Source organism: Pseudomonas sp. LSJ-87, assembly GCF_032971465.1.
Classification (GTDB): domain Bacteria; phylum Pseudomonadota; class Gammaproteobacteria; order Pseudomonadales; family Pseudomonadaceae; genus Aquipseudomonas; species Aquipseudomonas putida_Z.
Genome location: NZ_JAWJYQ010000030.1, coordinates 40,428 through 65,760 on the forward strand (window position 1 = coordinate 40,428; position 25,333 = coordinate 65,760).

21 protein-coding genes are annotated in these 25,333 nt (G+C 65.2%); 12 read left to right on the top strand and 9 right to left on the bottom strand.

Going from position 1 to position 25,333, the window contains the following annotated elements:
• The first annotated feature begins 117 nt into the window (after nucleotides 1-117).
• A complete protein-coding gene (locus RYH74_RS18500) occupies nucleotides 118-927 on the top strand; it encodes an SDR family oxidoreductase (protein WP_085692402.1) in 810 nt (269 codons plus the stop codon).
• A 120-nt stretch (nucleotides 928-1,047) separates the two neighbouring features.
• The gene (gene csrA / locus RYH74_RS18505; RefSeq protein WP_025338083.1) at nucleotides 1,048-1,236 is read left to right on the top strand and encodes a carbon storage regulator CsrA; all 189 of its coding nucleotides are present in this window, start codon (nucleotides 1,048-1,050) and stop codon (nucleotides 1,234-1,236) included.
• Between the two features lie 113 nt (nucleotides 1,237-1,349).
• On the opposite strand, the gene RYH74_RS18510 is transcribed toward csrA, so the two are convergent.
• From RYH74_RS18510 to mnmC, 5 genes are all read right to left on the bottom strand, one after another.
• The gene (locus RYH74_RS18510) at nucleotides 1,350-1,577 is read right to left on the bottom strand and encodes a YheU family protein (protein ID WP_003252629.1); all 228 of its coding nucleotides are present in this window, start codon (nucleotides 1,575-1,577) and stop codon (nucleotides 1,350-1,352) included.
• 183 nt (nucleotides 1,578-1,760) lie between these two features.
• Complete coding sequence (locus RYH74_RS18515) at nucleotides 1,761-2,945, bottom strand: osmoprotectant NAGGN system M42 family peptidase (protein ID WP_025338084.1); 1,185 nt, start codon at nucleotides 2,943-2,945, stop codon at nucleotides 1,761-1,763.
• Between the two features lie 129 nt (nucleotides 2,946-3,074).
• Complete coding sequence (gene ngg / locus RYH74_RS18520) at nucleotides 3,075-4,820, bottom strand: N-acetylglutaminylglutamine synthetase (RefSeq protein ID WP_075044049.1); 1,746 nt, start codon at nucleotides 4,818-4,820, stop codon at nucleotides 3,075-3,077.
• Nucleotides 4,821-4,823: 3 nt separating this feature from the next.
• Nucleotides 4,824-6,611: an N-acetylglutaminylglutamine amidotransferase gene (locus RYH74_RS18525; protein WP_317409872.1), complete on the bottom strand. Its 1,788-nt coding sequence runs from the start codon at nucleotides 6,609-6,611 to the stop codon at nucleotides 4,824-4,826.
• 229 nt (nucleotides 6,612-6,840) lie between these two features.
• Nucleotides 6,841-8,805, bottom strand: coding sequence for a bifunctional tRNA (5-methylaminomethyl-2-thiouridine)(34)-methyltransferase MnmD/FAD-dependent 5-carboxymethylaminomethyl-2-thiouridine(34) oxidoreductase MnmC (mnmC, locus tag RYH74_RS18530; protein WP_317409873.1), 1,965 nt, complete (start codon nucleotides 8,803-8,805; stop codon nucleotides 6,841-6,843).
• Between the two features lie 214 nt (nucleotides 8,806-9,019).
• On the opposite strand from mnmC, the gene pap reads away from it, so the two are divergent.
• Together pap and RYH74_RS18540 are read left to right on the top strand one after the other, a co-directional pair.
• On the top strand, nucleotides 9,020-10,513 hold the full coding sequence (gene pap, locus RYH74_RS18535) for a polyphosphate:AMP phosphotransferase (RefSeq protein ID WP_025338088.1): 1,494 nt from the start codon (nucleotides 9,020-9,022) through the stop codon (nucleotides 10,511-10,513).
• A gap of 254 nt (nucleotides 10,514-10,767) precedes the next feature.
• A complete protein-coding gene (locus tag RYH74_RS18540) occupies nucleotides 10,768-11,727 on the top strand; it encodes a DMT family transporter (protein ID WP_317409874.1) in 960 nt (319 codons plus the stop codon).
• Between the two features lie 161 nt (nucleotides 11,728-11,888).
• On the opposite strand, the gene RYH74_RS18545 is transcribed toward RYH74_RS18540, so the two are convergent.
• Nucleotides 11,889-13,283, bottom strand: a complete 1,395-nt coding sequence (locus RYH74_RS18545) for a class II fumarate hydratase (protein ID WP_025338090.1) — start codon at nucleotides 13,281-13,283, stop codon at nucleotides 11,889-11,891.
• Nucleotides 13,284-13,438: 155 nt separating this feature from the next.
• Here RYH74_RS18545 and RYH74_RS18550 point away from each other — a divergent pair, with 155 nt between their 5' ends.
• The 7 genes from RYH74_RS18550 to RYH74_RS18580 all read left to right on the top strand — a co-directional run bounded on the left by RYH74_RS18550 (nucleotide 13,439) and on the right by RYH74_RS18580 (nucleotide 21,393).
• Nucleotides 13,439-13,963 (top strand): DUF2059 domain-containing protein, encoded by a 525-nt coding sequence (locus tag RYH74_RS18550; RefSeq protein WP_025338091.1) that lies wholly within the window; start codon nucleotides 13,439-13,441, stop codon nucleotides 13,961-13,963.
• Between the two features lie 10 nt (nucleotides 13,964-13,973).
• Nucleotides 13,974-14,270: a BolA family protein gene (locus tag RYH74_RS18555; RefSeq protein ID WP_003252644.1), complete on the top strand. Its 297-nt coding sequence runs from the start codon at nucleotides 13,974-13,976 to the stop codon at nucleotides 14,268-14,270.
• Nucleotides 14,271-14,489: 219 nt separating this feature from the next.
• Nucleotides 14,490-15,422 carry a rhodanese-related sulfurtransferase gene (locus RYH74_RS18560; RefSeq protein ID WP_075044053.1) on the top strand — a complete coding sequence of 311 codons (933 nt, stop codon included), beginning with the start codon at nucleotides 14,490-14,492 and terminating at the stop codon, nucleotides 15,420-15,422.
• 3 nt (nucleotides 15,423-15,425) lie between these two features.
• Nucleotides 15,426-16,058: a DsbA family protein gene (locus RYH74_RS18565; RefSeq protein WP_317409875.1), complete on the top strand. Its 633-nt coding sequence runs from the start codon at nucleotides 15,426-15,428 to the stop codon at nucleotides 16,056-16,058.
• The gene (locus tag RYH74_RS18570; RefSeq protein WP_075044054.1) at nucleotides 16,051-17,883 is read left to right on the top strand and encodes an ABC transporter ATP-binding protein; all 1,833 of its coding nucleotides are present in this window, start codon (nucleotides 16,051-16,053) and stop codon (nucleotides 17,881-17,883) included. The genes RYH74_RS18565 and RYH74_RS18570 overlap by 8 nt, the downstream gene beginning before the upstream one ends.
• A gap of 237 nt (nucleotides 17,884-18,120) precedes the next feature.
• A complete protein-coding gene (locus RYH74_RS18575) occupies nucleotides 18,121-20,577 on the top strand; it encodes an EAL domain-containing protein (RefSeq protein ID WP_317409876.1) in 2,457 nt (818 codons plus the stop codon).
• Between the two features lie 30 nt (nucleotides 20,578-20,607).
• Nucleotides 20,608-21,393: a TenA family transcriptional regulator gene (locus tag RYH74_RS18580; RefSeq protein WP_317409877.1), complete on the top strand. Its 786-nt coding sequence runs from the start codon at nucleotides 20,608-20,610 to the stop codon at nucleotides 21,391-21,393.
• 126 nt (nucleotides 21,394-21,519) lie between these two features.
• Here the strand turns inward: RYH74_RS18580 and RYH74_RS18585 are convergent, their stop codons facing one another.
• The 3 genes from RYH74_RS18585 to ubiG form a co-directional block, all read right to left on the bottom strand.
• Nucleotides 21,520-22,260 carry a YciK family oxidoreductase gene (locus RYH74_RS18585; RefSeq protein ID WP_025338096.1) on the bottom strand — a complete coding sequence of 247 codons (741 nt, stop codon included), beginning with the start codon at nucleotides 22,258-22,260 and terminating at the stop codon, nucleotides 21,520-21,522.
• Between the two features lie 152 nt (nucleotides 22,261-22,412).
• Complete coding sequence (gene mupP / locus RYH74_RS18590) at nucleotides 22,413-23,084, bottom strand: N-acetylmuramic acid 6-phosphate phosphatase MupP (RefSeq protein ID WP_087501536.1); 672 nt, start codon at nucleotides 23,082-23,084, stop codon at nucleotides 22,413-22,415.
• A 2-nt stretch (nucleotides 23,085-23,086) separates the two neighbouring features.
• Entirely contained in the window at nucleotides 23,087-23,785 is a 699-nt protein-coding gene (gene ubiG / locus RYH74_RS18595) for a bifunctional 2-polyprenyl-6-hydroxyphenol methylase/3-demethylubiquinol 3-O-methyltransferase UbiG (RefSeq protein ID WP_025338098.1), read from the bottom strand.
• Between the two features lie 111 nt (nucleotides 23,786-23,896).
• Here ubiG and mtnA point away from each other — a divergent pair, with 111 nt between their 5' ends.
• Nucleotides 23,897-24,973, top strand: a complete 1,077-nt coding sequence (gene mtnA, locus RYH74_RS18600; protein WP_025338099.1) for an S-methyl-5-thioribose-1-phosphate isomerase — start codon at nucleotides 23,897-23,899, stop codon at nucleotides 24,971-24,973.
• Nucleotides 24,974-25,333: the final 360 nt, after the last annotated feature.

Sequence of the window (25,333 nt, forward strand, 5' to 3'; positions counted from 1 at the left end):
GAGGCCGGTACTGACCACACAGTCATGCCCCTCCATTCACTACCTTGATGAACCCTGCCTGCCCCCCAGGCCTTGATTAGACTGGTTGCACAACCCATCAGAACAAGGCCAGCCACCATGCAAAACCGCATCATGATCACCGGCGCCGGATCCGGCCTCGGTCGCGAGATCGCCCTGCGCTGGGCGCGTGAGGGCTGGCGCCTGGCGCTGGCCGATGTCAACGAAGCCGGCCTGCGCGAAACCCTGGAGCTGGCCCGCGCAGCTGGCGGCGAAGGCTTTGTCCAGCGTTGCGATGTGCGCGACTACAGCCAGCTCACCGCCCTGGCCCAGGCTTGCACCGAACAGTTCGGTGGTATCGACGTGATCGTCAACAACGCCGGCGTCGCTTCGGGCGGGTTCTTCGCCGAACTGTCGCTGGAAGACTGGGATTGGCAGATCGCGGTCAACCTGATGGGCGTGGTCAAGGGCTGCAAGGCCTTCCTGCCGCTGCTGGAGCGCAGCAAGGGGCGGATCATCAACATCGCTTCGATGGCCGCGCTGATGCAGGGCCCGGGCATGAGCAACTACAACGTGGCCAAGGCCGGCGTGCTGGCCCTGTCGGAAAGCCTGCTGGTCGAGCTACGCCAATTGGAGGTGGCGGTGCATGTGGTGTGCCCGTCGTTCTTCCAGACCAACCTGCTGGACTCGTTCCGCGGGCCGAACCCGGCGATGAAAGCCCAGGTTGGCAAGCTGCTGGAAGGCTCGCCGATCAATGCGGCGGACATCGCCGAGTACATCCACCGGCAGGTTGCCGCTGGCGAGTTCCTGATCCTGCCCCATGAGGCCGGGCGCCAGGCCTGGCAACTGAAGCGCCAGGCCCCTGAGCGGCTGTACGACGAGATGGCTGAAATGGCGGTGAAAATGCGGGCCAAGGCTCAGTCGCGATGATTCGTCTGTAAGGAAAGTTACCTGGAAATGTAGGGCGCTTCTGAAACACGGCAGAGCTATTGAGTAGCCCTATGCCGTCAAGGCAGGCTCCGGTTTTCCCTTTCGCTGGAGGATCGGAGCATGCTGGTAATAGGGCGCGAAGTGGGAGAGATCATCGTGATTGGTGATGACATTCGGATCATGGTCGTGGAAACGCGGGACGGGGTGGTGCGCTTTGGCGTGGATGCACCACGGCAGGTGCCGGTGCATCGGGCCGAGGTGTACAAGCGCATCAAGGAAGGGCAGCAGGCCAAAGCCCGCAGGGTTTGATGTTGCCTGTGCCGGCCTCTTCGCGGGCACGCCCGCTCCCACAGGTACTGCACCGCTCTCAGACTTGTGAAATTCCTGTGGGAGCGGGCGAGCCCGCGAAGAGGCCAGGCCTGCTAGTCGAGCAGCTCGCGGGGCACATCATGCTTGGCCAGCAACTGGCACTGCTGGCTTTCCAGGTCGAACAGGATGAACGCCTGGCCCTTGGCCAATGCCTGGCGCACCCGCAGCACGCGGGTTTCCAGCGGGGTGTCGTCGCCGTTGTCGGTACCGTCACGGGTGACGAAGTCCTCGATCAGGCGGGTCAGGGTTTCGGCTTGCAGTTGGTCGTAGGGGATCAGCATGGTGGGCGTTGCCTAGGGTGTTGGTGGGGGCATGCTACGCGAAACATTCGGGATTTTGGGGCCGCGTTGCGGCCCAATCGCCGGCAAGCCAGCTCCCACAGGGACAGCACAAAGCCTGGGCCTGTGGTGATCCTGTGGGAGCTGGCTTGCCGGCGATTGGGCTGCAAAGCAGCCCCAGGGCCCTCAGCCCTTGTTGCCAACCAGGCTATCCACCGCCGGCACCCGCGTATCGCTTTCCATCTGCGCATCATGTTCAAGCTGATGGCTGAAGCGCTCCAACGACGCATTGGCCGGCTGCGAATCACTGGCGAACACCGGCGGGCTCAGCAGGTACGCCGACAACAAGCGGCTCAACGCCGCCAGGCTGTCGATGTGTGTGCGCTCGTAGCCATGGGTGGCATCGCAACCAAAGGCCACCAGCGCGGTACGAATATCGTGCCCCGCCGTCACTGCCGAATGGGCATCGCTGAAGTAGTAGCGGAACAGATCGCGCCGCACCGGCAGGTCGTGGTCGCCGGCCAGCTTCAGCAGGTGCCGGGACAGGTGGTAGTCGTAAGGCCCCGACGAGTCCTGCATGGCCACGCTCACCGCATGCTCGCTGGAGGCCTGCCCGGGCGCCACCGGGGCAATGTCGATGCCGACGAACTCGCTGACATCCCAGGGCAGGGCGCCAGCCGCTCCCGAGCCGGTCTCTTCGGTGATGGTGAACAGCGGGTGGCAGTCGATCAACGGTTGGCGGCCGCTTTCCACCACGGCTTTCAGCGCCGCCAGTAGTGCTGCCACGCCGGCCTTGTCGTCCAGGTGGCGGGCGCTGATGTGGCCGCTTTCGGTGAATTCGGGCAGCGGGTCGAAGGCAACGAAATCACCGATGCTTACACCCAGCGCCTCGCAGTCGGCGCGGGTGGCGCAGTAGGCGTCCAGGCGTACCTCAACGTGCTCCCAGCTGATCGGCATCTGGTCGATGGCGGTGTTGAAGGCATGCCCGCTGGCCATCAGCGGCAGCACGCTGCCCCGGTATACGCCGGTATCGGTGAACACGCTGACCCGGCTGCCTTCGGCGAAGCGGCTGGACCAGCATCCGACCGGTGCCAGGGCCAGGCGGCCGTTGTCCTGCAACTGGCGCACGCTGGCGCCGATGGTGTCCAGGTGAGCGGACACGGCGCGGTCAGGTGAGGTCTGGCGGCCCTTGAGGGTGGCGCGGATGGTGCCGCGGCGGGTCAGCTCGAAGGGGATGCCCAGCTCGTCCAGGCGCTCGGCCACATAGCGCACGATGGTGTCGGTGAAACCGGTGGGGCTGGGGATGGCGAGCATCTCCAGCAGCACGCGCTTGAGGTAGTCGAGATCGGGTTCGGGATGTCGGTCGGACATGGTTGGGGACTCCTTTACTCCTGTGCCGGCCTCTTCGCGGGTAAACCCGCTCCCACAGGTCCACCACAGCCCTCGATACTTGTGGGGTCCCTGTGGGAGCGGGTTTACCCGCGAAGAGGCCAGCAGCGGTTACGCCAAAGGCCGGCTATGCGGAAACAGCAGGTCGATAAAACGCTCGGCGGTCGGTTGCGGTTCATGGTTGGCCAACCCGGCACGCTCGTTGGCCTCGATGATCACGTACTCCGGTTGCCCGGCATCACGCACCATGAAGTCCAGCCCCACTACCGGGATCTCCAGCGCCCGTGCAGCGCGCACGGCGGCGTCGGCCAGCACCGGGTGCAGGCGTTCGGTCACGTCTTCCAGGGTGCCGCCGGTGTGCAGGTTGGCGGTGCGTCGCACGGCCAGGCGCTGGCCGGCGGGCAACACGTCGTCGTAGCCAAAGCCCGCCGCGCGCAGGGTGCGCTCGGTTTCGTCGTCCAGCGGAATGCGGCTTTCGCCACCGGTTGCGGCCTGGCGCCGACGGCTCTGGGCATCGATCAGCTGGCGGATGCTGTGCTTGCCATCGCCCAGCACCTGCGCCGGGTGACGGATGGCTGCGGCGACCACTTCGTAGCCGATCACCACGATGCGCAGGTCATGCCCGGCATGGAAGCTTTCCAGCAACACGCGGCTGTCGAACTGGCGAGCATGCGCCACGGCGTGGGTGATGTCGTCGATGCAGGTGAGGTTCACCGCCACGCCCTGGCCTTGCTCGCCATCGACCGGCTTGACCACCACCGCGCCATGCTCGTCGAGAAACGCCAGGTTGTCGTCGGCATTGCCGGCCAGTTGCTGCGCCGGCACCTGCAGCCCGGCATTGTGCAGGGCATGCTGGGTCAGGCGCTTGTCCTGGCACAGGGTCATGGTCACGGCGCTGGTCAGGTCGCTGAGCGACTCACGGCAGCGAATGCGGCGCCCGCCCAGGCTGAGGGTGAACAGGCCGCCGGCGGCATCGTCCACTTGTACCTCGATGCCCCGGCGCAGCGCCTCGTCGACGATGATGCGTGCGTACGGGTTGAGGTCGGCTTGAGGCCCCGGCCCCAGAAACAGCTGCTCGTTGATGCCGTTCTTGCGCTTGACCGCGAAGGTCGGCAGGTTGCGAAAACCCAGTTTCTGATACAGGCGCTTGGCCTGGCGGTTGTCGTGCAGCACCGACAGGTCCAGGTAGGCCAGCCCACGGCTCATGAAGTGTTCGATCAGGTGGCGCACCAGCACTTCACCCACGCCGGGGCGGGTGCAGTGCGGGTCTACCGCCAGGCACCACAGGCTGCTGCCGTGCTCGGGGTCGTCGAACGCCTTGGCGTGGTTCAGGCCCATGACGCTGCCGATCACCGCGCCGCTGTCTTCGTCCTCGGCCAGCCAGTACACCGGGCCGCCCAGATGCAGAGGGGTGAGCAGCTCGGCGTCGACCGGCAGCATGCCGCGCGCCTGGTACAGGGTGTTGATCGCCTGCCAGTCGCCCGGGTTCTGCGCCCGGCGCACGCGGAAGCCGCGGAACACCCGCTGCGCCGGGCGGTAGTCGGTGAACCACAGGCGCAGGGTGTCGGACGGGTCGAGAAACAGTTGCTGCGGGGCCTGGGCCAGCAGCTGCTGGGGCGCGGCCACGTACAAGGCGATGTCGCGCTCGCCGGGGCGTTCTTCCAGCAGGTCGGCGGCGAGGTCGGCCGGGTTGGGGTAGGTGTGTCCGATCAGCAGCCGGCCCCAGCCGCAATGCACGGCGCGCGGCTGGTCGTGGGGCTGGCTGCCATCGCCGGCCAGGCGCGCCTGCAGGCGCTCGTAGGACGGCGCCTGGCCGCGCAGCAGGCGCTGACCGTAAGCGATTTCATGGGCTTTCATCGGTCAGATTCCTTGTTCGCTCAGCCACAGGTTCAGCGCCGCCAGCTGCCACAGTTTGGAGCCGCGTAGCGGTGTCAGCTGGCCGTGCGGGTTGCTCAGCAGGCGGTCGAGCATGGCCGGGTTGAACAGCCCGCGGTCCTGGCTGGGGTCGGTCAGCAATTCACGTACCCAGCCGAGGGTGGCGCCTTCCAGGTGCTTCAGGCCCGGCACCGGGAAGTAGCCCTTCTTGCGGTCGATCACCTCGTGCGGGATCACCCGCCGCGCCGCCTGCTTGAGCACCTGCTTGCCGCCGTCGGGCAGCTTGAAGCGTGCCGGAATGCGTGCCGAAAGCTCCACCAGCCGGTAGTCGAGGAATGGCGTGCGCGCCTCCAGGCCCCAGGCCATGGTCATGTTGTCGACCCGTTTGACCGGGTCGTCGACCAGCATCACCGTGCTGTCCAGGCGCAGCGCCTTGTCAACCGCATCGGGGGCACCGGGGCGGGCGAAGTGTTCACGGACGAAGTCGCCGGCCGCGTCGGTTTCCAGCAGCCAGGGTGCCTGCACGGTGTCGCGGTACTCGGCGTGGCTGCGATCGAAGAAGGCCTCGCGGTAGGCGGCAAACGCATCCTCGGCGCCGTCCACCTGCGGGTACCAGTGGTAGCCGGCGAACAGCTCGTCGGCGCCCTGGCCGCTTTGCACGCCCTTGCAGTGCCGGGCCACTTCCCGCGACAGCAGGTAAAAGGCGATGCAGTCGTGGCTGACCATCGGCTCGCTCATGGCGCGGAAGGCGGCTGGCAACTGCTCGATGATCTCGTGCTCGGCGATGCGCAGCTGGTGGTGACGGGTGCCGTAGTGCTTGGCGATCAGGTCGGAATACTGGAACTCGTCGCCGCGTTCGCCGCCGGCATCCTCGAAACCGATGGAGAAGGTCGACAGGTCGTCCACGCCCACTTCGCGCAGCAGGCCGACCAGCAGGCTGGAATCGACCCCACCGGACAGCAGCACACCCACGTCCACCGCTGCCCGTTGGCGAATGGCCACGGCGTCGCGGGTGGCGTCGAGTACGCGGGTGGTCCAGCCTTCCAGGTCCAGCTCACGTTCATCGGGGTTGGCGCCGTAGTGCAGTTGCCACCAGGTCTGGCGTTCCACTTCGCCATGGCGGTCGACGCGCATCCAGGTACCGGGTTCCAGCTTTTGCACGTTGGCCAGCAGGGTACGTGGCGCCGGCACCACGGCGTGGAAATTCAGGTAGTGGTTGAGTGCCACCGGGTCGAGCATCGGGTCGATGTCACCACCCTTGAGCAGCGCCGGCAGGGTCGAGGCGAAGCGCAGGCGCTCGCCGTTGCGCGACAGGTACAAGGGTTTGACGCCCAGGCGGTCGCGGGCGATGAACAGGCGCTGGTTGTCGCGCTCCCAGATGGCCAGGGCGAACATGCCATTGAGCTTGGGCAGCAGGGCCGCGCCCCAGGCGTGGTAGCCCTTGAGCAGCACCTCGGTGTCGCCGTCGGACCAGAAGCTGTAGCCCAGGGCCTGCAGCTCCTGGCGCAGTTCGGGGAAGTTGTAGATGGCGCCGTTGAAGGCCAGCGAAAGGCCCAGGGTGTTGTCGACCATCGGCTGGGCAGAGCCGTCGGACAGGTCCATGATTTTCAGGCGCCGGTGGCCGAGGGCGATCGGGCCTTGGCTATGGAAGCCCCAGGCATCCGGGCCGCGGGGCGCCAGGTGGTGGGTTATGCGCTCTACCGCAGCCAGGTCGGCTGGGCGAGGGGCTTGGTCGATGGGGGTGAAACGCAACTCTCCTGCTAATCCGCACATAGGTCCTTACCGGTTTTTCCGTTGGGGAGGGGGTGCCCCGGATTAGGGCACCTTAAGGAACTGACCCATGTGGTTTGTGAGAGTTTTAGATCGATCTGTTATATGGGGCTGCTGCTCAGCCCTTGGCGGGCTCGCCCGCTCCCACAGGTTCACCACAGGCCTGGGGACTTGCGCGGTCCCTGTGGGAGCTGGCTTGCCGGCGATTGGGCTGCGCAGCAGCCCGGCCCGATCACTTGCCGCGAATCAACCTGCGCAAGGCAAACCGGTTCGGGTGGCACGCCTCCGCCACCGCCCGTGGCAACGGCAGCGGTTCCCCGCATACCCACGCCGCCACCAGTTCGCCGCTCAACGGCGCCGTGATCAATCCGCGCGAGCCATGCCCGCTGTTCACATACAACCCATCCAGCCAGGGGCAGGCTACATCCGGCACCTGCCGCGCATCCCGGCCCAGCACTGCGTAGGCCTGGGCGAACGCCTGCGCATCCGCCACCGGCCCGACGATCGGCAGGTAATCCGGGCTGGTGCAACGGAACGCCGCACGCCCCTGCAATTGCCCAGGGTCCAGCTCGGCGGTACCCAGGCGCTGGGCCAGGTCGACCGAAATCTCGTCCAGCAATGCCAGGTTGCCCTGGTGCTCGGCCACCGTCGGTGCCAGGTCTGTGCTGTGGAAGTCGAAGCTCGCGCCCAAGGTGTGTTCATCCCCGCGCGGCGGCGCTACATAGCCTTCCGCACACACCACGGTGCGCAGCGCGCGGCTGCTGGCCGTGGCCGGCAGGCGGGTAATCTGGCCGCGGATGCGCTTGAGCGGCAGCTGCGCGCATGGCTCGAAGCGCAGTACGTCGGCGGCACCGGCCAGGACCACCACCGGCGCGCTGGCCAGCAAACGTTCGCCAGCCCAGGCTTGCCACTGCCCGTCGACCTTGCGCAGTTCGAGCACCTCCTGGTGCGTCAGCAGGCGAATACCCGGGTGCTGCAACTGCTGCTGGCACAGCGCCGGCGGGTGCACCCAGCCACCTTCGGGATAGAACAGCCCACCAGACGGCAAGGCCACGCCGGCGATGGCTTCGGCCTCTGCACGCTCCAGCGAGTGCAACAGGCCAGGTTCGAAGGCGCCAGCCAGCTTGCCCTGGCGTTCGGCTTCCTTGCTGTCGAAGGCCAGTTGCAGCACGCCGCAGGCATCCCAGTCGCGGCCACGTTGCAGGCGCTGCAGCTGGCGCCGGGTGTAACCGAAACCGGCCAGGATCATCTGCGACAGCGCCGTGCCGTGGGCGGACAGCTTGAGGTACAGCACCCCTTGCGGGTTACCCGAAGCTTCCCGTGCCGGGGTGTCGTGGCGTTCCAGCACGGTAACCTGCCAGCCACGCCGGGCCAGGCTGGCGGCGGTTGTGCTGCCGGCGAGCCCGGCGCCTATCACCAGCGCTTCACGCGGCTCCGCCACGGCAGCCGGGCGCGCGTACCATGGCGCGGCGGGGCTGGGCACAGGGCCGACATAGGCGCCGCTCATCACTTCCCATTTCTTGCCGATGCCCGGCACCTTCTTCATGGCGAAGCCGGCGTCGACCAGGCTGCGGCGTACCCAGCCGGTGGTGGTGAAGGTGCCTAGCACCGTGCCTGGGTGTGACAGCCGTGCCAGCTGCGCGAACAGCTCCGGGGTCCACATGTCGGGGTTCTTGGCCGGGGCGAAGCCGTCGAGGAACCACACATCGATCTGCGCATCGAGTTGCGGCAGCTGTTCCAGTACGTCGCCTATCAACAGGGTGAGGGTGACCCGGCCGTTGTCGAAGGTGAACTGTTGGAAGCCAGGGTGCACTGCCACGTACTGCTCCAGCAGGGGCTCGGCATAGGCGGCAAGTTCAGGCCACAGGCATATGGCGCGGGCCATGTCGTCGCGATCGAGGGGGTACTTTTCGACGCTGACGAAATGCAGGCGGGCCTCGGCATGGGCGTGCTGCTCGAACAGTTGCCAGGCGCAGTAGAAGTTCATGCCGGTGCCGAACCCGGTTTCGCCGATCACCAGGCAGGCGTGCGGGGCGAGGTTGGCAAAGCGCTCGGCCAGGCGGGTTTGCCCAAGAAACACGTGCTTGGTTTCTTCGATGCCTTCGTTGACTGCGAAATAGACGTCGTCGTATTGCCGCGAATGGGGGCGGCCCTGGTCGTCCCAGTCGATCTGGGCGTGCTGGAGGAGGGTGGACATGGTTGGCTCGGTTGCAGCGGATGGGCGGATTTTATGCCATCTGATGATTTTGCGCTGGCTGTACCGGCCCTATCGCCGGCAAGCCAGCTCCCACAGGTACCCCACAAGGTTTGGGCCTGTGGTGACCCTGTGGGAGCTGGCTTGCCGGCGATAGGGCCCATACAGGCGATACATAAATCCGCTAGTCTTGCTTATCCATTGAAGGAGCCAGTGCATGTTCGAATCCGCCGAAATTGGCCACAGCATCGACAAGGAGGCTTACGACGCCGAGGTACCCGCTTTGCGCGAGGCCCTGCTCGAAGCCCAGTACGAACTCAAGCAGCAGGCGCGTTTCCCGGTAATCGTGCTGATCAACGGTATCGAAGGCGCCGGCAAGGGCGAGACGGTCAAACTGCTCAACGAGTGGATGGACCCGCGCATGATCGATGTGCTCACCTTCGACCAGCAGACCGACGAAGAGCTGGCGCGCCCGCCGGCCTGGCGCTACTGGCGGGCCCTGCCACCGAAGGGGCGGATGGGCGTGTTCTTCGGCAACTGGTACAGCCAGATGCTGCAGGGGCGGGTGCACGGGGTGTTCAAGGACGCCGTGCTCGACCAGGCCATCACCGGCGCCGAGCGGCTGGAGGAGATGCTGTGCGACGAAGGTGCGCTGATCATCAAGTTCTGGTTCCACCTGTCCAAGAAACAGATGAAGGCGCGGCTGAAATCGCTCAAGGACGACCCGCTGCACAGCTGGAAGATCAGCCCGCTGGACTGGCAGCAGTCGGAGACCTACGACCGTTTCGTGCGCTTTGGTGAGCGCGTGCTGCGCCGCACCAGCCGTGACTATGCGCCGTGGCATGTCATCGAGGGCGTCGACCCGAACTACCGCAGCCTGGCGGTAGGTCGCATCCTGCTGGAAAGCCTGCAGGCGGCACTGGACAACAACCCCAAAGGCAAGCACCGGGGCAACGTTGCTCCGCTGGGCCGCAGTATCGACCAGCGCAGCCTGCTTGGCGCGCTGGACATGACCCTGCGCCTGGACAAGTCCGACTACCAGGAGCAACTGGTCACCGAGCAGGCCCGCCTGGCCGGCCTGCTGCGCCACAAGCACATGCGCCGGCATGCCTTGGTGGCGGTGTTCGAAGGCAACGACGCTGCCGGCAAGGGCGGTGCCATCCGCCGCGTGGCCGCCGCGCTGGACCCGCGCCAGTACCGCATCGTGCCGATTGCCGCGCCCACTGAAGAAGAACGCGCGCAGCCATACCTGTGGCGGTTCTGGCGGCACATTCCGGCGCGTGGCAAGTTCACCATCTTCGACCGTTCCTGGTATGGCCGGGTGCTGGTGGAGCGGGTGGAAGGCTTCTGCAGCCCGGCCGACTGGATGCGTGCCTACAGCGAGATCAACGATTTCGAGGAACAGCTGGTGAATGCCGGCACGGTGGTGGTCAAGTTCTGGCTGGCGATCGACCAGCAGACCCAGCTGGAGCGCTTCGAAGAGCGCGAGCAGATCCCGTTCAAGCGCTACAAGATCACCGAGGACGACTGGCGCAACCGCGACAAGTGGGACGACTATGTCCAGGCGGTGGGTGACATGGTCGACCGCACCAGCACCGAGATTGCACCCTGGACGCTGGTGGAGGCCAACGACAAGCGCTGGGCGCGGGTGAAGGTGTTGCGCACCATCAACCAGGCGCTTGAGGCGGCGTTTGCCAGGGACAAGAAATAATCGAAGTTCCTGTTTGCCTGTGCCGGCCTCTTCGCGGGTGAACCCGCTCCCACAGGAATACCACAGGGCTGAATCTTGTGTGATCCCTGTGGGAGCGGGTTTACCCGCGAAGAGGCCAGAACAGGCAGCATATCTGCCAAGCCATGCCGCAGAAGAATGACCTGATGAATTCTTTTCCCGGCACTTGCCACCGTCCCCGCCCTCCAAGCCCGTAGAATTCAACTACCCCCACCACGGGCTTGATCGAGGATTTTATGCACACCATTACCGGCCGCTGGGGCTATGGCCTGTTCCTGGCACTTCTGACTGCATTGCTCTGGGGCATCCTGCCGATCAAGCTCAAGCAGGTGCTGCAAGTGGTAGACCCGGTCACCGTCACCTGGTACCGCCTGCTGGTTTCCGGTGGCCTGCTGTTTGCCTGGCTGGCCGCCAAGCGCAGGTTGCCCTCCTTGCGCAAACTGGCGCCCAAGGGCAAAGGCCTTGTGGTAGTGGCCGTGCTTTGCCTGATGGGCAACTACGTGCTGTACCTGATCGGCCTCAACCTGCTCAGCCCGGGCACCGCGCAACTGGTCGTGCAGATTGGCCCCGTTCTGTTGCTGGTGGCCAGCGTGTTCGTGTTCCGCGAGCGTTTCAGCCTGGGGCAGGGCGTGGGCCTGCTGATCCTGCTGGCGGGGTTCGGGCTGTTTTTCAACCAGCGTTTGGAAGAGCTGCTGACCTCGCTCGGCACCTATACCACTGGCGTGCTGACCATCCTGCTGGCCACCAGCATCTGGGTGTTCTATGCGCTTAGCCAGAAGCAGTTGCTGACTGTGTGGCATTCGCAGCAGGTAATGATGGTGATCTACCTCAGCTGCGCCGCGCTGCTGACGCCCTGGGTCCAACCGTTGGAGGCGTTGCAGCTGACCCCGGTGCAAGGCTGGCTGTTGCTGGCCTGTTGCCTGAATACCCTGGTGGCCTATGGCGCGTTCGCCGAGGCGCTGGCGCACTGGGAGGCGTCGCGGGTGAGTGCCACGCTGGCGCTGACCCCGCTGGTGACCTTTGTCGCGGTGGCGTTGGCGGCGTTGGTGTGGCCTGAATATGTGCACGCCGAGGACATCAATGCCCTGGGCTATGTGGGGGCGGTGACCGTGGTGCTGGGCTCTGCGTTGGTGGCGCTGGGGCCTTCGCTGGTGGCCGGGTGGCGCGCCCGCAGGGCGCGGTTGGCCCAGGTCTGACAGGCCTGCGCGCTCTTGTGGGAGCGGCCTTGTGTCGCGAAAGGGCTGCAAGGCAGCCCCAGCAATTTCTGCATCAAGGCAGAGATCCTGGGGCCGCTTTGCGGCCCTTTCGCGACACAAGGCCGCTCCCACAATGACCGCGTAATGGCCTGCTGCCCTGGTTAGCCCTTGCCCCCCGGAGCCAGCATGTTCTCCGGCCTCACCCACTGGTCGAACTGCTCATTGGTCAGGTACTTCAACTCCAGTGCCGCCTCGCGCAAGGTCTTGCCTTCGCCATAGGCCTTCTTGGCAATTTCCGCCGCCTTGTCATAGCCAATATGCGGGTTCAGTGCCGTCACCAGCATCAGCCCCCGTTCCAGGTGCGCCGCCATCTGCTCGGCATCCGGCTCGATGCCCGCCACGCAGTGCTGCTGGAAGTTGCGGCAGCCGTCAGCCAGCAATTCGATCGACTGCAGCAGGTTGTGGATGATCACCGGCTTGAACACGTTCAGCTGCAAATGCCCCTGGCTGGCGGCAAAGCCGATCGCCGCGTCGTTGCCCAGTACCTGGCAGGCCAGCATCGACAGCGCTTCGCACTGGGTCGGGTTGACCTTGCCTGGCATGATCGAGCTGCCCGGCTCGTTGGCCGGCAGGCGTACCTCGGCCAGCCCGGCGCGGGGGCCGGAACCCAGCAGGCGCAGGTCGTTGGCGATTTTCATCAGCGCCACGGCCAGGGTCTTCAGGGCGCCGGCCAGGCTGGTCAGCGGCTCGTGGCCGGCGAGGGCAGCGAACTTGTTCGGTGCAGTGACGAACGGCAGGCCGGACAACGCCGCCAGCTCGGCGGCGATGGCTTCGGCAAAACCATGCGGGGCGTTGAGCCCGGTACCCACGGCAGTGCCGCCCTGGGCCAGTTCGCACACCGCCGGCAGGGTGGCGCGGATGGCGCGCTGGGCATAGTCGAGCTGGGCGACGAAGGCCGACACCTCCTGGCCGAAGGTGATCGGCGTGGCGTCCATCATGTGCGTGCGGCCGGTCTTCACCAGCTTGTGGTGGCGTGCCGACAGCTCGGCCAGCCCCGAGGACAGCTCTGCGATGGCCGGCAGCAGCTTGTCGTGCACCGCGTGCGCCGCAGCGATGTGCATGGCGGTGGGGAAGCAGTCGTTGGAACTCTGCGAGCGGTTGACGTGGTCGTTGGGGTGTACGGGTGCCTTGCCGCCACGGCCCTTGCCGGCCAGTTCGTTGGCACGCCCGGCGATCACTTCGTTGACGTTCATGTTGCTCTGGGTGCCGCTGCCGGTCTGCCAGACCACCAGCGGGAACTGGTCGTCATGCTGGCCGCCCAGCACTTCGTCGGCGGCCTGCTCGATCAGCCGGGCGATGTCGGCTGGCAAGTCGCCGTTACGGTCGTTGACGCGGGCCGCGGCCTTCTTGATCAGCGCCAGGGCGTGCAGCACCGCGATGGGCATGCGTTCCTTGCCAATGGCGAAGTTGATCAGCGAACGCTGGGTCTGCGCACCCCAGTAGGCGTCCTCAGGAACTTCGACCGGGCCCAGGCTGTCTGTCTCGATACGGCTCATTCTGTACTCACTCCTGTGTAGTTCGAAATCGCAGTTTAGGCCCTGATTCGACCGAGCGGTTCCGTCGCTCGTCGTGCCACTTGAGCACATCGCCACCACGGCGCAGAATGCTCTACTCTGAGGTACCCGCCTCCCTCTCTTCTGAAGGAAATGCAATGACCCGTCTCCGTGTCCTTTGTGCCGCCGTTGCCCTGGCTTGCGCCAGCGGCCAGGTACTCGCTGCCACCGCCAGCCACAACGCTGCTGCCGAGAAATTCCTGACCCTGGCCAACGCCGACAAGCTGGGCACCCCGGTGTACATGCAGGTCCAGCAGATGTTCGCCCAGCGTTTCGCCCAGACCAAGGCCCCGACCACCAAGCAGGCGGTGCTGGAAAGCTACCAGGCCAAGGCCAACGCCGCGCTGGACAACGCCATCGGCTGGAACAAGCTGAAGCCGAAGATGGTCGACCTGTACACCCAGACCTTCACCGAGCAGGAGCTCAAGGACCTGGTCAAGTTCTACGAATCGCCGCTGGGCAAGAAAGTGCTGCGCGAAATGCCCAAGGTCACCCAGCAGTCGGCCCAGCTGACCCAGCAGAGCCTGGAGCCAGCGGTACCGGTGGTGAACAAGCTGCTGGACGACATGACCAAGGAGCTGGACCCGAACGCTGGCAAGGCCGCCGCCCCGGCGAAGAAGTGAGTACGCCGCGATGACCATGCAACAGCGTATCGAACAGCAGCTGGCCGCCCTGGCGCCGCAACACCTGCAAGTGCTCAACGAAAGCCACATGCACAGTCGTGGTCAGGAGACCCACTACAAGGCAGTGATCGTCAGCGAGCAGTTTGCCGGGTTGAACAGCGTCAAGCGCCACCAGAAGGTGTACGCCACCATGGGTGAGCTGATGGGCGAGATCCATGCCCTGGCCATCCACACCTACACCGCCGAAGAGTGGGCCAAGGTCGGCGTTGCACCGGCCTCGCCGGTGTGCGCGGGCGGCGGGCACTGAAACCTTGCTGTTGTTCTGGTAGAATCCGCAACATCCCAAAAGGGGGCTGCTGTGCAGCCCATCGCCGGCAAGCCGGCTCCCACAGGTAAAGCGCCCTTCTTGAGTGTGGCGCAATACCTGTGGGAGCTGGCTTGCCGGCGATGGGGCGCGCAGCGGCCCCCTGTTTCTTGTGTAACCCGGTCCGCCCCTTACGAGGGCAACCACTGGAGATCCTGCTTCATGTCCCAACCCATCGTCGTCGCGGCGCTGTACAAGTTCGTCACCCTGGAAGACTACGTCGAGCTGCGCGAGCCGCTGCTCAAGACCATGCTCGACAACAACGTCAAGGGCACCCTGCTGCTGGCCCACGAGGGCATCAACGGCACCGTGTCGGCCACCCGCGAAGGCATCGACGGCCTGCTGGCCTGGCTGCGCAACGACCCGCGCCTGGCCGATGTCGACCACAAGGAATCGTACTGCGACGAACAGCCGTTCTACCGCACCAAGGTCAAGCTCAAGAAAGAGATCGTCACCCTCGGCGTACCTGGCGTGGACCCGAACCAGGCGGTCGGTACCTACGTCGAGCCCAAGGACTGGAACGCGCTGATCAGCGACCCGGAAGTGCTGCTGATCGACACCCGCAACGACTACGAAGTGGCCATCGGTACCTTCAAGGGCGCCATCGACCCGAAGACCGAAACCTTCCGCGAGTTCCCCGACTACATCAAGGCCAACTTCGACCCCAGCAAGCACAAGAAGGTTGCCATGTTCTGCACCGGTGGTATCCGTTGCGAAAAAGCCTCCAGCTACATGCTCGGTGAAGGCTTCGAGGCGGTCTATCATCTTAAGGGCGGCATCCTGAAATACTTCGAGGAAGTGCCTCAGGAAGAAAGCCTGTGGGACGGCGACTGCTTCGTCTTCGACAACCGCGTCACGGTGCGCCATGACCTGAGCGAAGGCGAGTACGACCAGTGCCACGCCTGCCGCCACCCGATCAATGCAGAGGAGCGCGCGTCCGAACACTATTCGCCAGGGGTCAGCTGCCCGCATTGCTGGGACACCCTGAGCGAGAAGACCCGGCGCAGCGCCATCGACCGGCAGAAGCAGATCGAGCTGGCCAAGGCGCGCAACCTGCCGCACCCGATCGGTTACAACTACAAAGCCGAGGCTTGATGCATGTCTGCACGCCTGATCTATGTGATGGACCCGATGTGCTCCTGGTGCTGGGGTTTCGCACCCGTGGCCGCGGCCCTGATCGCCCAGGCGCGTGACGCAGGCGTGCCCACCCGCCTGGTGCCGGGCGGGCTGCGTACCGGCGGCAGTGCCCTGGACAGCTCTACCCGCAAGTACATCCTCGAACACTGGCAGGCGGTGGCCGATGCCACCGGCCAACCGTTCCGCTTCGAGGGGGCCATGCCCGACGGCTTCGTCTACGACACCGAGCCGGCCTGCCGTGCCCTGGTCACCGCCCGCGAACTGGACGCCGAGCGCGTCTGGCCGCTGCTGGCGCTGATCCAGCGCTCGTTCTACGAGCAAGGCGTGGACGTTACCGTTGCACCGCATCTGGTCGACCTGGCCGAACAGGCAGGCTTCGACCGTGCCGTGTTCGCCGAGGCCTTCGCCCGTGCCGATACCCGCGCCGCCACTGCAGCCGATTTCAGCTGGGCCCAGGACCTGGGCATCGCCGGTTTCCCGACCTTGCTTGCCGAACGCAATGGCCAACTGGCCCTGCTGACCAACGGCTACCAGCCGCTGGATCGCCTGCAACCCTTGCTCGGCCGCTGGCTGCAGCAGGCCGCCTGTGCTTGATGTGCCTGGGTCACCCGACCCGGTACCGGGCAAACCTCACACTGTGGCCGATCGATTGAGCTGGGCGGAAATCCGCCGCCTGGCCCTGCATCACAAGAAAAACCTCTGGTCCGCCAACCTCATCGCCGTATTGGCTGCCTGTTGCAGCGTGCCTATCCCGCTGCTGCTGCCGCTGCTGGTGGACGAAGTGCTGCTGGGCCATGGCGATGCCGCGCTGAAGTGGATGAACCACCTGCTGCCGTCCAGTTGGCAGGTGGCCGCGGGCTACATCGGCCTGATGCTGCTGCTGACCCTGTGCCTGCGCCTGGCCGCCCTGGCGTTCAACGTGATCCAGGCCAAGCTGTTCGCCGGCCTGGCCAAGGACATCGTCTACCGCCTGCGCATTCGGCTGATCGAGCGGCTCAAGCGCATCTCGCTGAAGGAATACGAAAGCCTGGGCAGCGGCACGGTGACCACCCACCTGGTCACCGACCTGGACACCCTCGACAAGTTCGTCGGCGAAACCCTTAGCCGCTTCCTGGTGGCCATGCTGACCCTGACCGGCACGGCGGCCATCCTGATCTGGATGCACTGGCAGCTGGCCTTGCTGATCTTGCTGTTCAACCCGCTGGTGATCTACTTCACCGTGCAGCTGGGCAAGCGCGTCAAGCACCTGAAAAAGCTCGAGAACGACAGCACCGCACGGTTTACCCAGGCGCTGGCGGAAACCCTCGACGCCATTCAGGAAATCCGCGCCGGCAACCGTCAGGGCTACTTCCTCGGTCGCCTTGGCCTGCGCGCCCGCGAAGTGCGGGACTACGCCGTGGATTCGCAGTGGAAGAGCGATGCCAGCGGCCGCGCCAGTGGCCTGCTGTTCCAGTTCGGCATCGATATCTTCCGCGCCGCGGCCATGCTCACCGTGCTGTTCTCCGACCTGTCGATCGGCCAGATGCTGGCGGTGTTCAGCTACCTGTGGTTCATGATCGGCCCGGTGGAGCAGCTGCTCAACCTGCAATACGCCTACTACGCCGCCGGTGGTGCGCTGAGCCGCCTCAACGAGCTGCTGGCACGTGACGACGAGCCGCAGTACCCGGCTGCCAGCGACCCGTTCGCCGGCCGCGAGACGGTGGGCATCGAAGTGCGCGACCTGCGCTTTGCCTATGCCGACGAGCCGGTGCTCGAGCACCTCGACCTGTCCATCGCCCCGGGCGAGAAGGTGGCGATCGTCGGCGCCAGCGGTGGTGGCAAGAGCACCTTGGTGCAGCTGTTGCTGGGCCTCTACAGCGCCCAGGCCGGCACCATCCGCTTTGGCGGTGCCAGCCTGCAGGAAATCGGCCTGGAAACCCTGCGTGAAAACGTCGCGGTGGTATTGCAGCACCCGTCGTTGTTCAACGACACCGTGCGCGCCAACCTGACCATGGGCCGTGACTGCAGTGACGAGGCCTGCTGGCAGGCGCTGCGCATTGCCCAGCTGGATGCCACCATCGCCGCGTTGCCGCAGGGCCTTGACAGTGTGGTGGGGCGCTCCGGCGTGCGCTTGTCCGGTGGCCAGCGCCAGCGCCTGGCCATTGCCCGCATGGTGCTGGCCGAACCCAAGGTGGTGATCCTCGACGAAGCCACCTCGGCCCTGGATGCCGCCACCGAATACAACCTGCACCAGGCCCTGGCGCGCTTCCTCAGCGGCCGCACCACACTGATCATCGCCCACCGCCTGTCGGCGGTGAAACAGGCCGACCGGGTGCTGGTGTTCGACGGCGGGCACGTGGCCGAGGATGGCGACCATCAGCAGCTGATTGCCGAGGGTGGGTTGTATGCCAAGTTGTATGGGCACCTGCAGCAGAGCTGAATTTGTGGCAGCCTGTGCGGGCCCTATCGCCGGCAAGCCAGCTCCCACAGGATTACCACAGGCCTGAGCATTGTGGGGTACCTGTGGGAGCTGGCTTGCCGGCGATAGGGCCGGGAAGGCCGTGCGAAAATCCCCAGGTTCCCTGTCATAAAAAACCCAACCGCCGGGATGGCAAATGGCCTACGCTGTGCTTGTCTGGGTTGATTTGCGCCTTATCTGCTCTGTGACAGGGACTCCATGAAGGGACATCGCACTCTAGAAGCGCCAAAGTTGCTCGGCATCACCTGGCCCTTCATCGCCGTTGTGGTCTTCCAGGTAGCCTTGGGCAGCCTCAGCCTTTATACGCTCTCGGCCGTGCGTGCCTATGTCGCGGGCGAAAGCCTTTGGTCCAAGGCGCAGAAAGACGCCATCTACTACCTCAACCTGTACGCCGAAACCCGCGACGACAGCACCTACCATCGCTATCGCCAGGCCATCACCGTGCCCCAGGGCGACCACCAGCTGCGCGAAGTGCTGGACCAGCCCAGCCCCGACCTGAACGCCGCGCGCCAGGCCGTGCTGCAAGGCGGCAACCACCCCGACGATGTCGAGCGGATCATCTGGTTCTACCGCAACTTTCGCAACGTCAGCTACATGCAGACGGCCATCGACTACTGGGACATCGGCGACGACTACCTGGGCAAGCTGGATATGCTGGCCATGGAAATGCGCAGCAGCTTCGCCGCTGGCCCGGTCGACGCCCGCACGGTCAGCGACTGGAAGGCGCGCATCGTCACCATCAACGAAGGGGTAACCCCGGCCGCCAAGGCGTTCAGCGATGCCTTGGGCGAGGGCTCGCGCATGTTGCTGCGGGTGCTGCTGATCACCAACCTGCTGACCGCGATGTTCCTGATTGCCATTGCCTGGCGCCGCTCCAGCAAGCTGTTGGCCCAGCGCCAGGCCTTTGCCAGCGCCCTGCAGGAAGAAAAGGAGCGGGCGCAGATCACCCTGCAGGCCATTGGTGATGCGGTGATTACCGCTGACGTGGAGGGCAGTATCGGCTACATGAACCCCGCCGCCGAGCAACTGACCCACTGGCAGGCCGGCCATGCCCAGGGCCTGCCGCTGTCGGCGCTGTTCAGCCTGGTGGACGAGCAGGCCGAGGAAGACGGCCGTAGCCTGGTCGAACAGGTGCTCAGCGGCAGCCTCAAGGGTGGCGCCGAACATGCCCGGCTGATCCAGCGCCTGGACGGTAGCACCGTGTCGGTCAACCTGGTCGGTTCGCCGATCGTCAATGACGGCCAGGTCAGCGGCATCGTGCTGGTGCTGCACGACATGACCCAGGAGCGCCAGTACATCGCCAACCTGTCCTGGCAGGCGACCCACGACGCCCTGACCGGCCTGGCCAACCGCCGCGAGTTCGAATACCGCCTGGAGCAGGCGCTCAATGACCTGGCGCGCCAGGCCGGGCGGCATTCGCTGATGTTCCTCGACCTCGACCAGTTCAAGCTGGTCAACGATACCTGCGGGCATGCTGCTGGCGACGAGCTGCTGCGGCACATCTGTGCCGTGCTGCAGTCCGGCCTGCGCGAAGGCGACACCCTGGCCCGGCTGGGGGGTGACGAATTCGGCGTGCTGCTGGAAAACTGCCCGCCCGACCAGGCCGAGCGCATTGCCGAGCAGCTGCGCCAGCTGGTGCAGAGCCTGCATTTCGTTTGGAAAGGGCGGCCGTTCGTCACCACCGTCAGTGTCGGCCTGGTGCACATGGCCCAGTCCCCCGGCACCCTCGAAACCTCGCTGCGTGCCGCCGACATGGCCTGCTACATGGCCAAGGAAAAAGGCCGTAACCGCGTGCAGGTGTACCATGCCGACGACAGCGAGCTGTCCATGCGCTTTGGCGAAATGGCCTGGATCCAGCGCTTGCACGTGGCCCTGGAAGAAAACCGCTTCTGCCTGTACGCCCAGGAAATCGCCCCGCTGAAAACCTTCGAAGGCCCCGGCCATATCGAGATCCTGCTACGCCTGCACGACGAAAGCGGGCGTACCATCCTGCCCAGCAGCTTCATCCCGGCGGCCGAGCGCTACGGCCTGATGACCGCGCTGGACCGCTGGGTGGTGCGCAATGTGTTCCTGGTCATCCGCCAGTGCCTGGACGAAGGGCGCGAGGGGCCGCTGTCGATCTGTGCGATCAACCTGTCGGGGTCGAGCATTGGCGATGACAAGTTCCTCGAATACCTGCAACGCCTGTTCGTCGAATACGCCATTCCGCCGCGGATGATCTGTTTCGAAATCACCGAAACCAGCGCCATAGCCAACCTTGGCAGCGCCATCCGCTTCATCAACGAATTGAAGGGGCTGGGTTGTCGCTTCTCGCTCGATGATTTCTGCGCCGGCATGTCGTCGTTCGCCTATCTCAAGCATTTGCCCGTGGATTACCTGAAGATCGACGGAAGTTTCGTCAAGGACATGCTCGACGACCCGGTCAACCGGGCCATGGTCGAGGTCATCAACCACATCGGTCATGTAATGGGCAAGCGCACCATTGCCGAATTCGTCGAAACACCCTTGATCGAGCAGGCCTTGCAGGAAATTGGCGTGGATTACGCCCAGGGCTACCTCATCGAACGCCCCCAGGTGTTCACCTGTGACAGTCTGCAGCGCCAACGGATCGCCGCCCGGCCTCTGTTGCAGCGGGCACCTGGCACGTTTCGCTAGCTAGAAATCACAAGGATCAAGGAGCTGAAAGTGATTGACGCATTCGTTCGTATCGGGCCTTTGATGGATCCCGCCAGCTACCCCCAATGGGCCCAGCAAATGATTGAAGACTGCCGCGAGAGCAAGCGCCGGGTAGTCGAGCATGAGTTCTACGCGCGCCTGCGCGACGGCCAGCTGAAGCAATCGACCATTCGCCAGTACCTGATCGGTGGCTGGCCGGTGGTGGAGCAGTTTTCGCTGTACATGGCTCACAACCTGACCAAGACCCGCTATGGCCGTCATCAGGGCGAAGACATGGCGCGGCGCTGGCTGATGCGCAACATCCGTGTCGAGCTCAACCACGCCGACTACTGGGTGAACTGGTGCCAGGCGCATGGCGTGCACCTGCACGAGCTGCAGGCCCAGGATGTGCCGCCAGAGCTGAACGGCCTGAATGACTGGTGCTGGCGCGTGTGCGCCACCGAGAACCTGGCCATTTCCATGGCGGCGACCAACTACGCCATCGAAGGTGCGACCGGTGAATGGTCGGCGGTGGTGTGCTCCACCGACACCTATGCGCTGGGCTTCCCGGAGGATCAGCGCAAGCGGGCGATGAAGTGGCTGAAGATGCATGCCCAGTATGACGACGCGCACCCGTGGGAGGCGCTGGAGATCATCTGCACCCTGGCCGGCGAGAACCCGACCCTGGGGCTGCGCAATGAACTGCGCAAGGCGATTTGCAAGAGTTATGACTGCATGTACCTGTTCCTGGAGCGGTGCATGCAGCTGGAAGGGCGCCAGCAGGGGCGCATGCGCCCGGTGTTGGCAGCGGGCTGATCGCTCTCCAGTCCCGGCCTCTTCGCGGGTAAACCCGCTCCCACAAGTACTGCGCTGCCCTCATGGGCGGTGAATAACCCTGTGGGAGCGGGTTCACCCGCGAAAGGGCCGGTACAGGCAAAAGCCTTACTGGGCGTTGAATGCCTGCCCATTCACCCCTTTGCTGTCGGGCCCCATCAGGTACAGGTACACCGGCATGATCTCTTCCGGCAGCGGGTTGTTCTGCGGGTTTTCGCTAGGGTAGGCCTGCGCCCGCATCGCCGTGCGCGTGGCACCCGGGTTGATGCTGTTGGAGCGCACCGGTGCCACCCCTTCCAGTTCATCGGCCAGGGTTTGCATCAGGCCCTCGGTGGCGAACTTGGACACGCCATAGGCGCCCCAGTAGGCCCGGCCCTTGCGCCCGACGCTGCTGCTGGTGAACACCACCGAAGCGTCTTCCGACAGCTTCAGCAGTGGCAGCAGGGTGCTGGTGAGCATGAAGGTGGCATCGACGTTGATGTGCATCACGCGCATGAAGTTGTCACCCGACAGCTGCTCCAGCGGCGTGCGCGGGCCGATGATCGAAGCGTTGTTCAGCAGGCCGTCGAGGCGACCGAACTGGTCTTCGATCATCACCGCCAGTTCGTCGTACTGGTGGGGCAGGGCGGTTTCCAGGTTGAACGGGATCACCACCGGTTGCGGGTGCCCGGCGGCTTCGATCTGGTCGTAGACCTCGTTCAGGTTGGCCTCGGTCTTGCCCAGCAGCAGCACAGTGGCGCCCAGCGCAGCGTAGGCCTTGGCGGCAGCGGCGCCGATGCCGCGGCCGGCACCGGTAACCAGGATGACCCGGCCTTGCAGCAGGTCGGGGCGGGCGGTGTAGTCGAACATGGTAGGTCCTTCGAGTTCGTTGGCGCGGCACCGTCCCCTGTGGGAGCGGGTTTACCCGCGAATGCGTACTATCAGACGCCGGTGTCGCCTGGGCTGGCGCATTCGCGGGTGAACCCGCTCCCACAGGGGCTGTGCTGCGGTCTAGAGGGGGTTCAGCAGCCGCACAGCGCGCTGTCGATCACTTTGCGCAGTTCCAGCGGGTGGTCCACCACCACATCGGCGCCCCAGTTGTTGGGGTTGTCCTCTGGATGAATATAGCCGTAGCGCACCGCCGCCGTGCGGGTGCCGGCGTCGCGGCCAGACTCGATGTCGCGCAGGTCGTCGCCGACGAACAGCACGCTGGCCGGGTCCAGGCCGAGGGTCTTGCAGGCGAGGATCAGCGGCTCGGGGTCGGGCTTGCTGTTCTTGACATGGTCCGGGCAGATCAGCAGCGCCGAACGCTCGGCCAGGCCCAGTTGCTGCATGATCGGCTCGGCGAAGCGCACCGGCTTGTTGGTGACCACGCCCCACAGCAGGTTGCCTTTCTCGATGTCGGCCAGCAGCTCGGCCATGCCGTCGAACAGCTTGCTGTGCACCGCGCAGTCGCGCTGGTAGCGCTCGAGGAACTCCAGGCGCAGGGCCTCGAAGCCTTCGGCCTCCGGGCTGATGGCGAAGGTCGCGGCGACCATCGCCCGGGCGCCGCCGGAGATCACGTCGCGGATCAGCTTGTCATCGACGGCCGGCAGGCCGCGCTCGGCGAGCATGGCCTGGCAGATGGCGATGAAGTCCGGCGCCGTGTCGAGCAAGGTGCCGTCCATGTCGAAGAGTACTGCTTGCAAACGCATGCTTATTCCTCGCGCAGGGTCTGGATCATGTAGTTGACGTCGACGTCGCTGCTGAGCTTGTAGTGCTTGGTCAGCGGGTTGTAGGTCAGGCCGATGATGTCCTTCACCTGCAGGCCGGCAACGCGGCTCCAGGCGCCCAGCTCGGACGGGCGGATGAACTTCTTGAAGTCGTGGGTGCCGCGCGGCAGCATCTTCAGGATGTACTCGGCGCCGACGATGGCCAGCAGGTAGGCCTTGGGGTTGCGGTTGATGGTGGAGAAGAACACCTGGCCGCCAGGCTTGACCATGCGGTAGCAGGCGCGGATGACCGAAGACGGGTCGGGCACGTGCTCGAGCATTTCCAGGCAGGTGACCACGTCGAACTGTTCAGGCATTTCCTCGGCCAGGGCTTCGGCGGTGATCTGCCGGTATTCCACCTGCACGCCCGACTCCAGCTGGTGCAGCTGGGCCACGGCCAGTGGCGCTTCGCCCATGTCGATGCCGGTGACCGTGGCGCCGCGCAGGGCCATCGCCTCACTGAGGATGCCGCCGCCGCAACCCACGTCCAGCACTTTCTTGCCGGCGAGGCTGGCGCGCTCGTCGATCCAGTTGACGCGCAGCGGGTTGATTTCGTGCAGCGGCTTGAACTCGCTTTCGCGGTCCCACCAGCGGTGGGCCAGCGCTTCGAACTTGGCGATTTCGGCGCGGTCGACGTTGCTCATTAGAACAGTCCTCTGAAACTTCGCAAAATTGCGCCGGAGTATACCCGAGCGCTCGGCCCCGAGGGTCGCTATAATCGCCGGCTTTTGATATCCGAACGACGGGGAGAGGCGATGCGCGAGCGACTTTTGGCGGCGGAGAAGGTGACCGGGATCCGCTGGCAGGGCGGCGTCTTGCACCTGCTCGACCAACGCCTGCTGCCGTCGGAAGAGCGCTGGCTGGCCTGCGACAATGTCGCGCAGGTGGCGGCGGCGATCCGCGACATGGCCGTGCGCGGCGCCTCGGCCATCGGCATTGCCGCGGCCTATGGCCTGGTGCTGGCCCTGGAAGAGCGGCTGGCCGAGGGTGGCGATTGGGAAATGGACCTGGAAGAAGACTTCCTTGTCCTGGCTGAAGCGCGCCCTACCGCCGCCAACCTGTTCTGGGCGCTGAACCGCATGCGTGAGCGCCTGCAGCGCCTGCGTCCGGACGAAGGCGTGCTGGCGGCGCTGGAGGCCGAAGCGGTGGCCATCCACGAAAGCGACCGCGAAGCCAACCTGACCATGGCCCAGCACGGTATCGAGCTGATCCGCCGCCACCAGGGCAACGCCCAGACCCTGCTCACCTACGGCAACGCCGGCGCCCTGGCCTGTGGTGGTTTCGGCACCGCGCTGGGGGTGATCCGCGCCGGTTACCTGGAGGGCATGGTCGAGCGTGTATACGCCGGCGAGACCCGCCCCTGGCTGCATGGCTCGCGCCTGACTGCCTGGGAACTGGCCAACGAAGGCATCCCGGTGACCCTGTGCGCCGACTCGGCGCTGGCCCACCTGATGAAGAGCAAGGGCATCACCTGGGTGGTGGTGGGCGCGGACTGCATCGCCGCCAACGGCGACGTGGCCAGCAAGATCGGCACCTATCAGCTGGCGGTCAGTGCCATGCACCACGGCGTACGTTTCATGGTGGTGGCGCCGAGCACCAGCATCGACCTGAACCTGGCCACGGGCGAGGACATCCCGCTGGAAGAGCGCGCTGCCGACGAGCTGCTGGACATTGGCGGCACCCGCGTGGCGCCGGATGTCGAGGTGTTCAACCCGGTGTTCGACGTGACCCCGGCCGACCTGATCGACGTGATCGTGACCGAGCGCGGCATCGTCGAGCGGCCGGATGCCGCCAAGCTGGCACAATTGATCTGCCGCAAGCGCCTGCACTGATATTCGTAGTGCCTGTGCCGGCCTCTTCGCGGGTAAACCCGCTCCCACAGGGATAGCACAAGGCCTGAGGGCGGTGGTGTACCTGTGGGAGCGGGTTTACCCGCGAAGAGGCCGGCACAGGCTACAAAAAATCCAGATTCAACCTCGTGTGAGGCCACCTGCCACATCTCCCCACCGCCCCTGCCTTTGTGATAACATCCGGCAGTTTCCAAGACCGCCCACCACGGCGGCCTTCATTGCGCAGATCCATGGCACAACTCATTGATTTGTCGTAAGTCGTCGCACCCTTATGCGCTGCGGCGGCGAGCTTCGTTCGGCCCTTGATGGAGCTGCGAAGTTTCACCAGAAAAAGGAATCAGG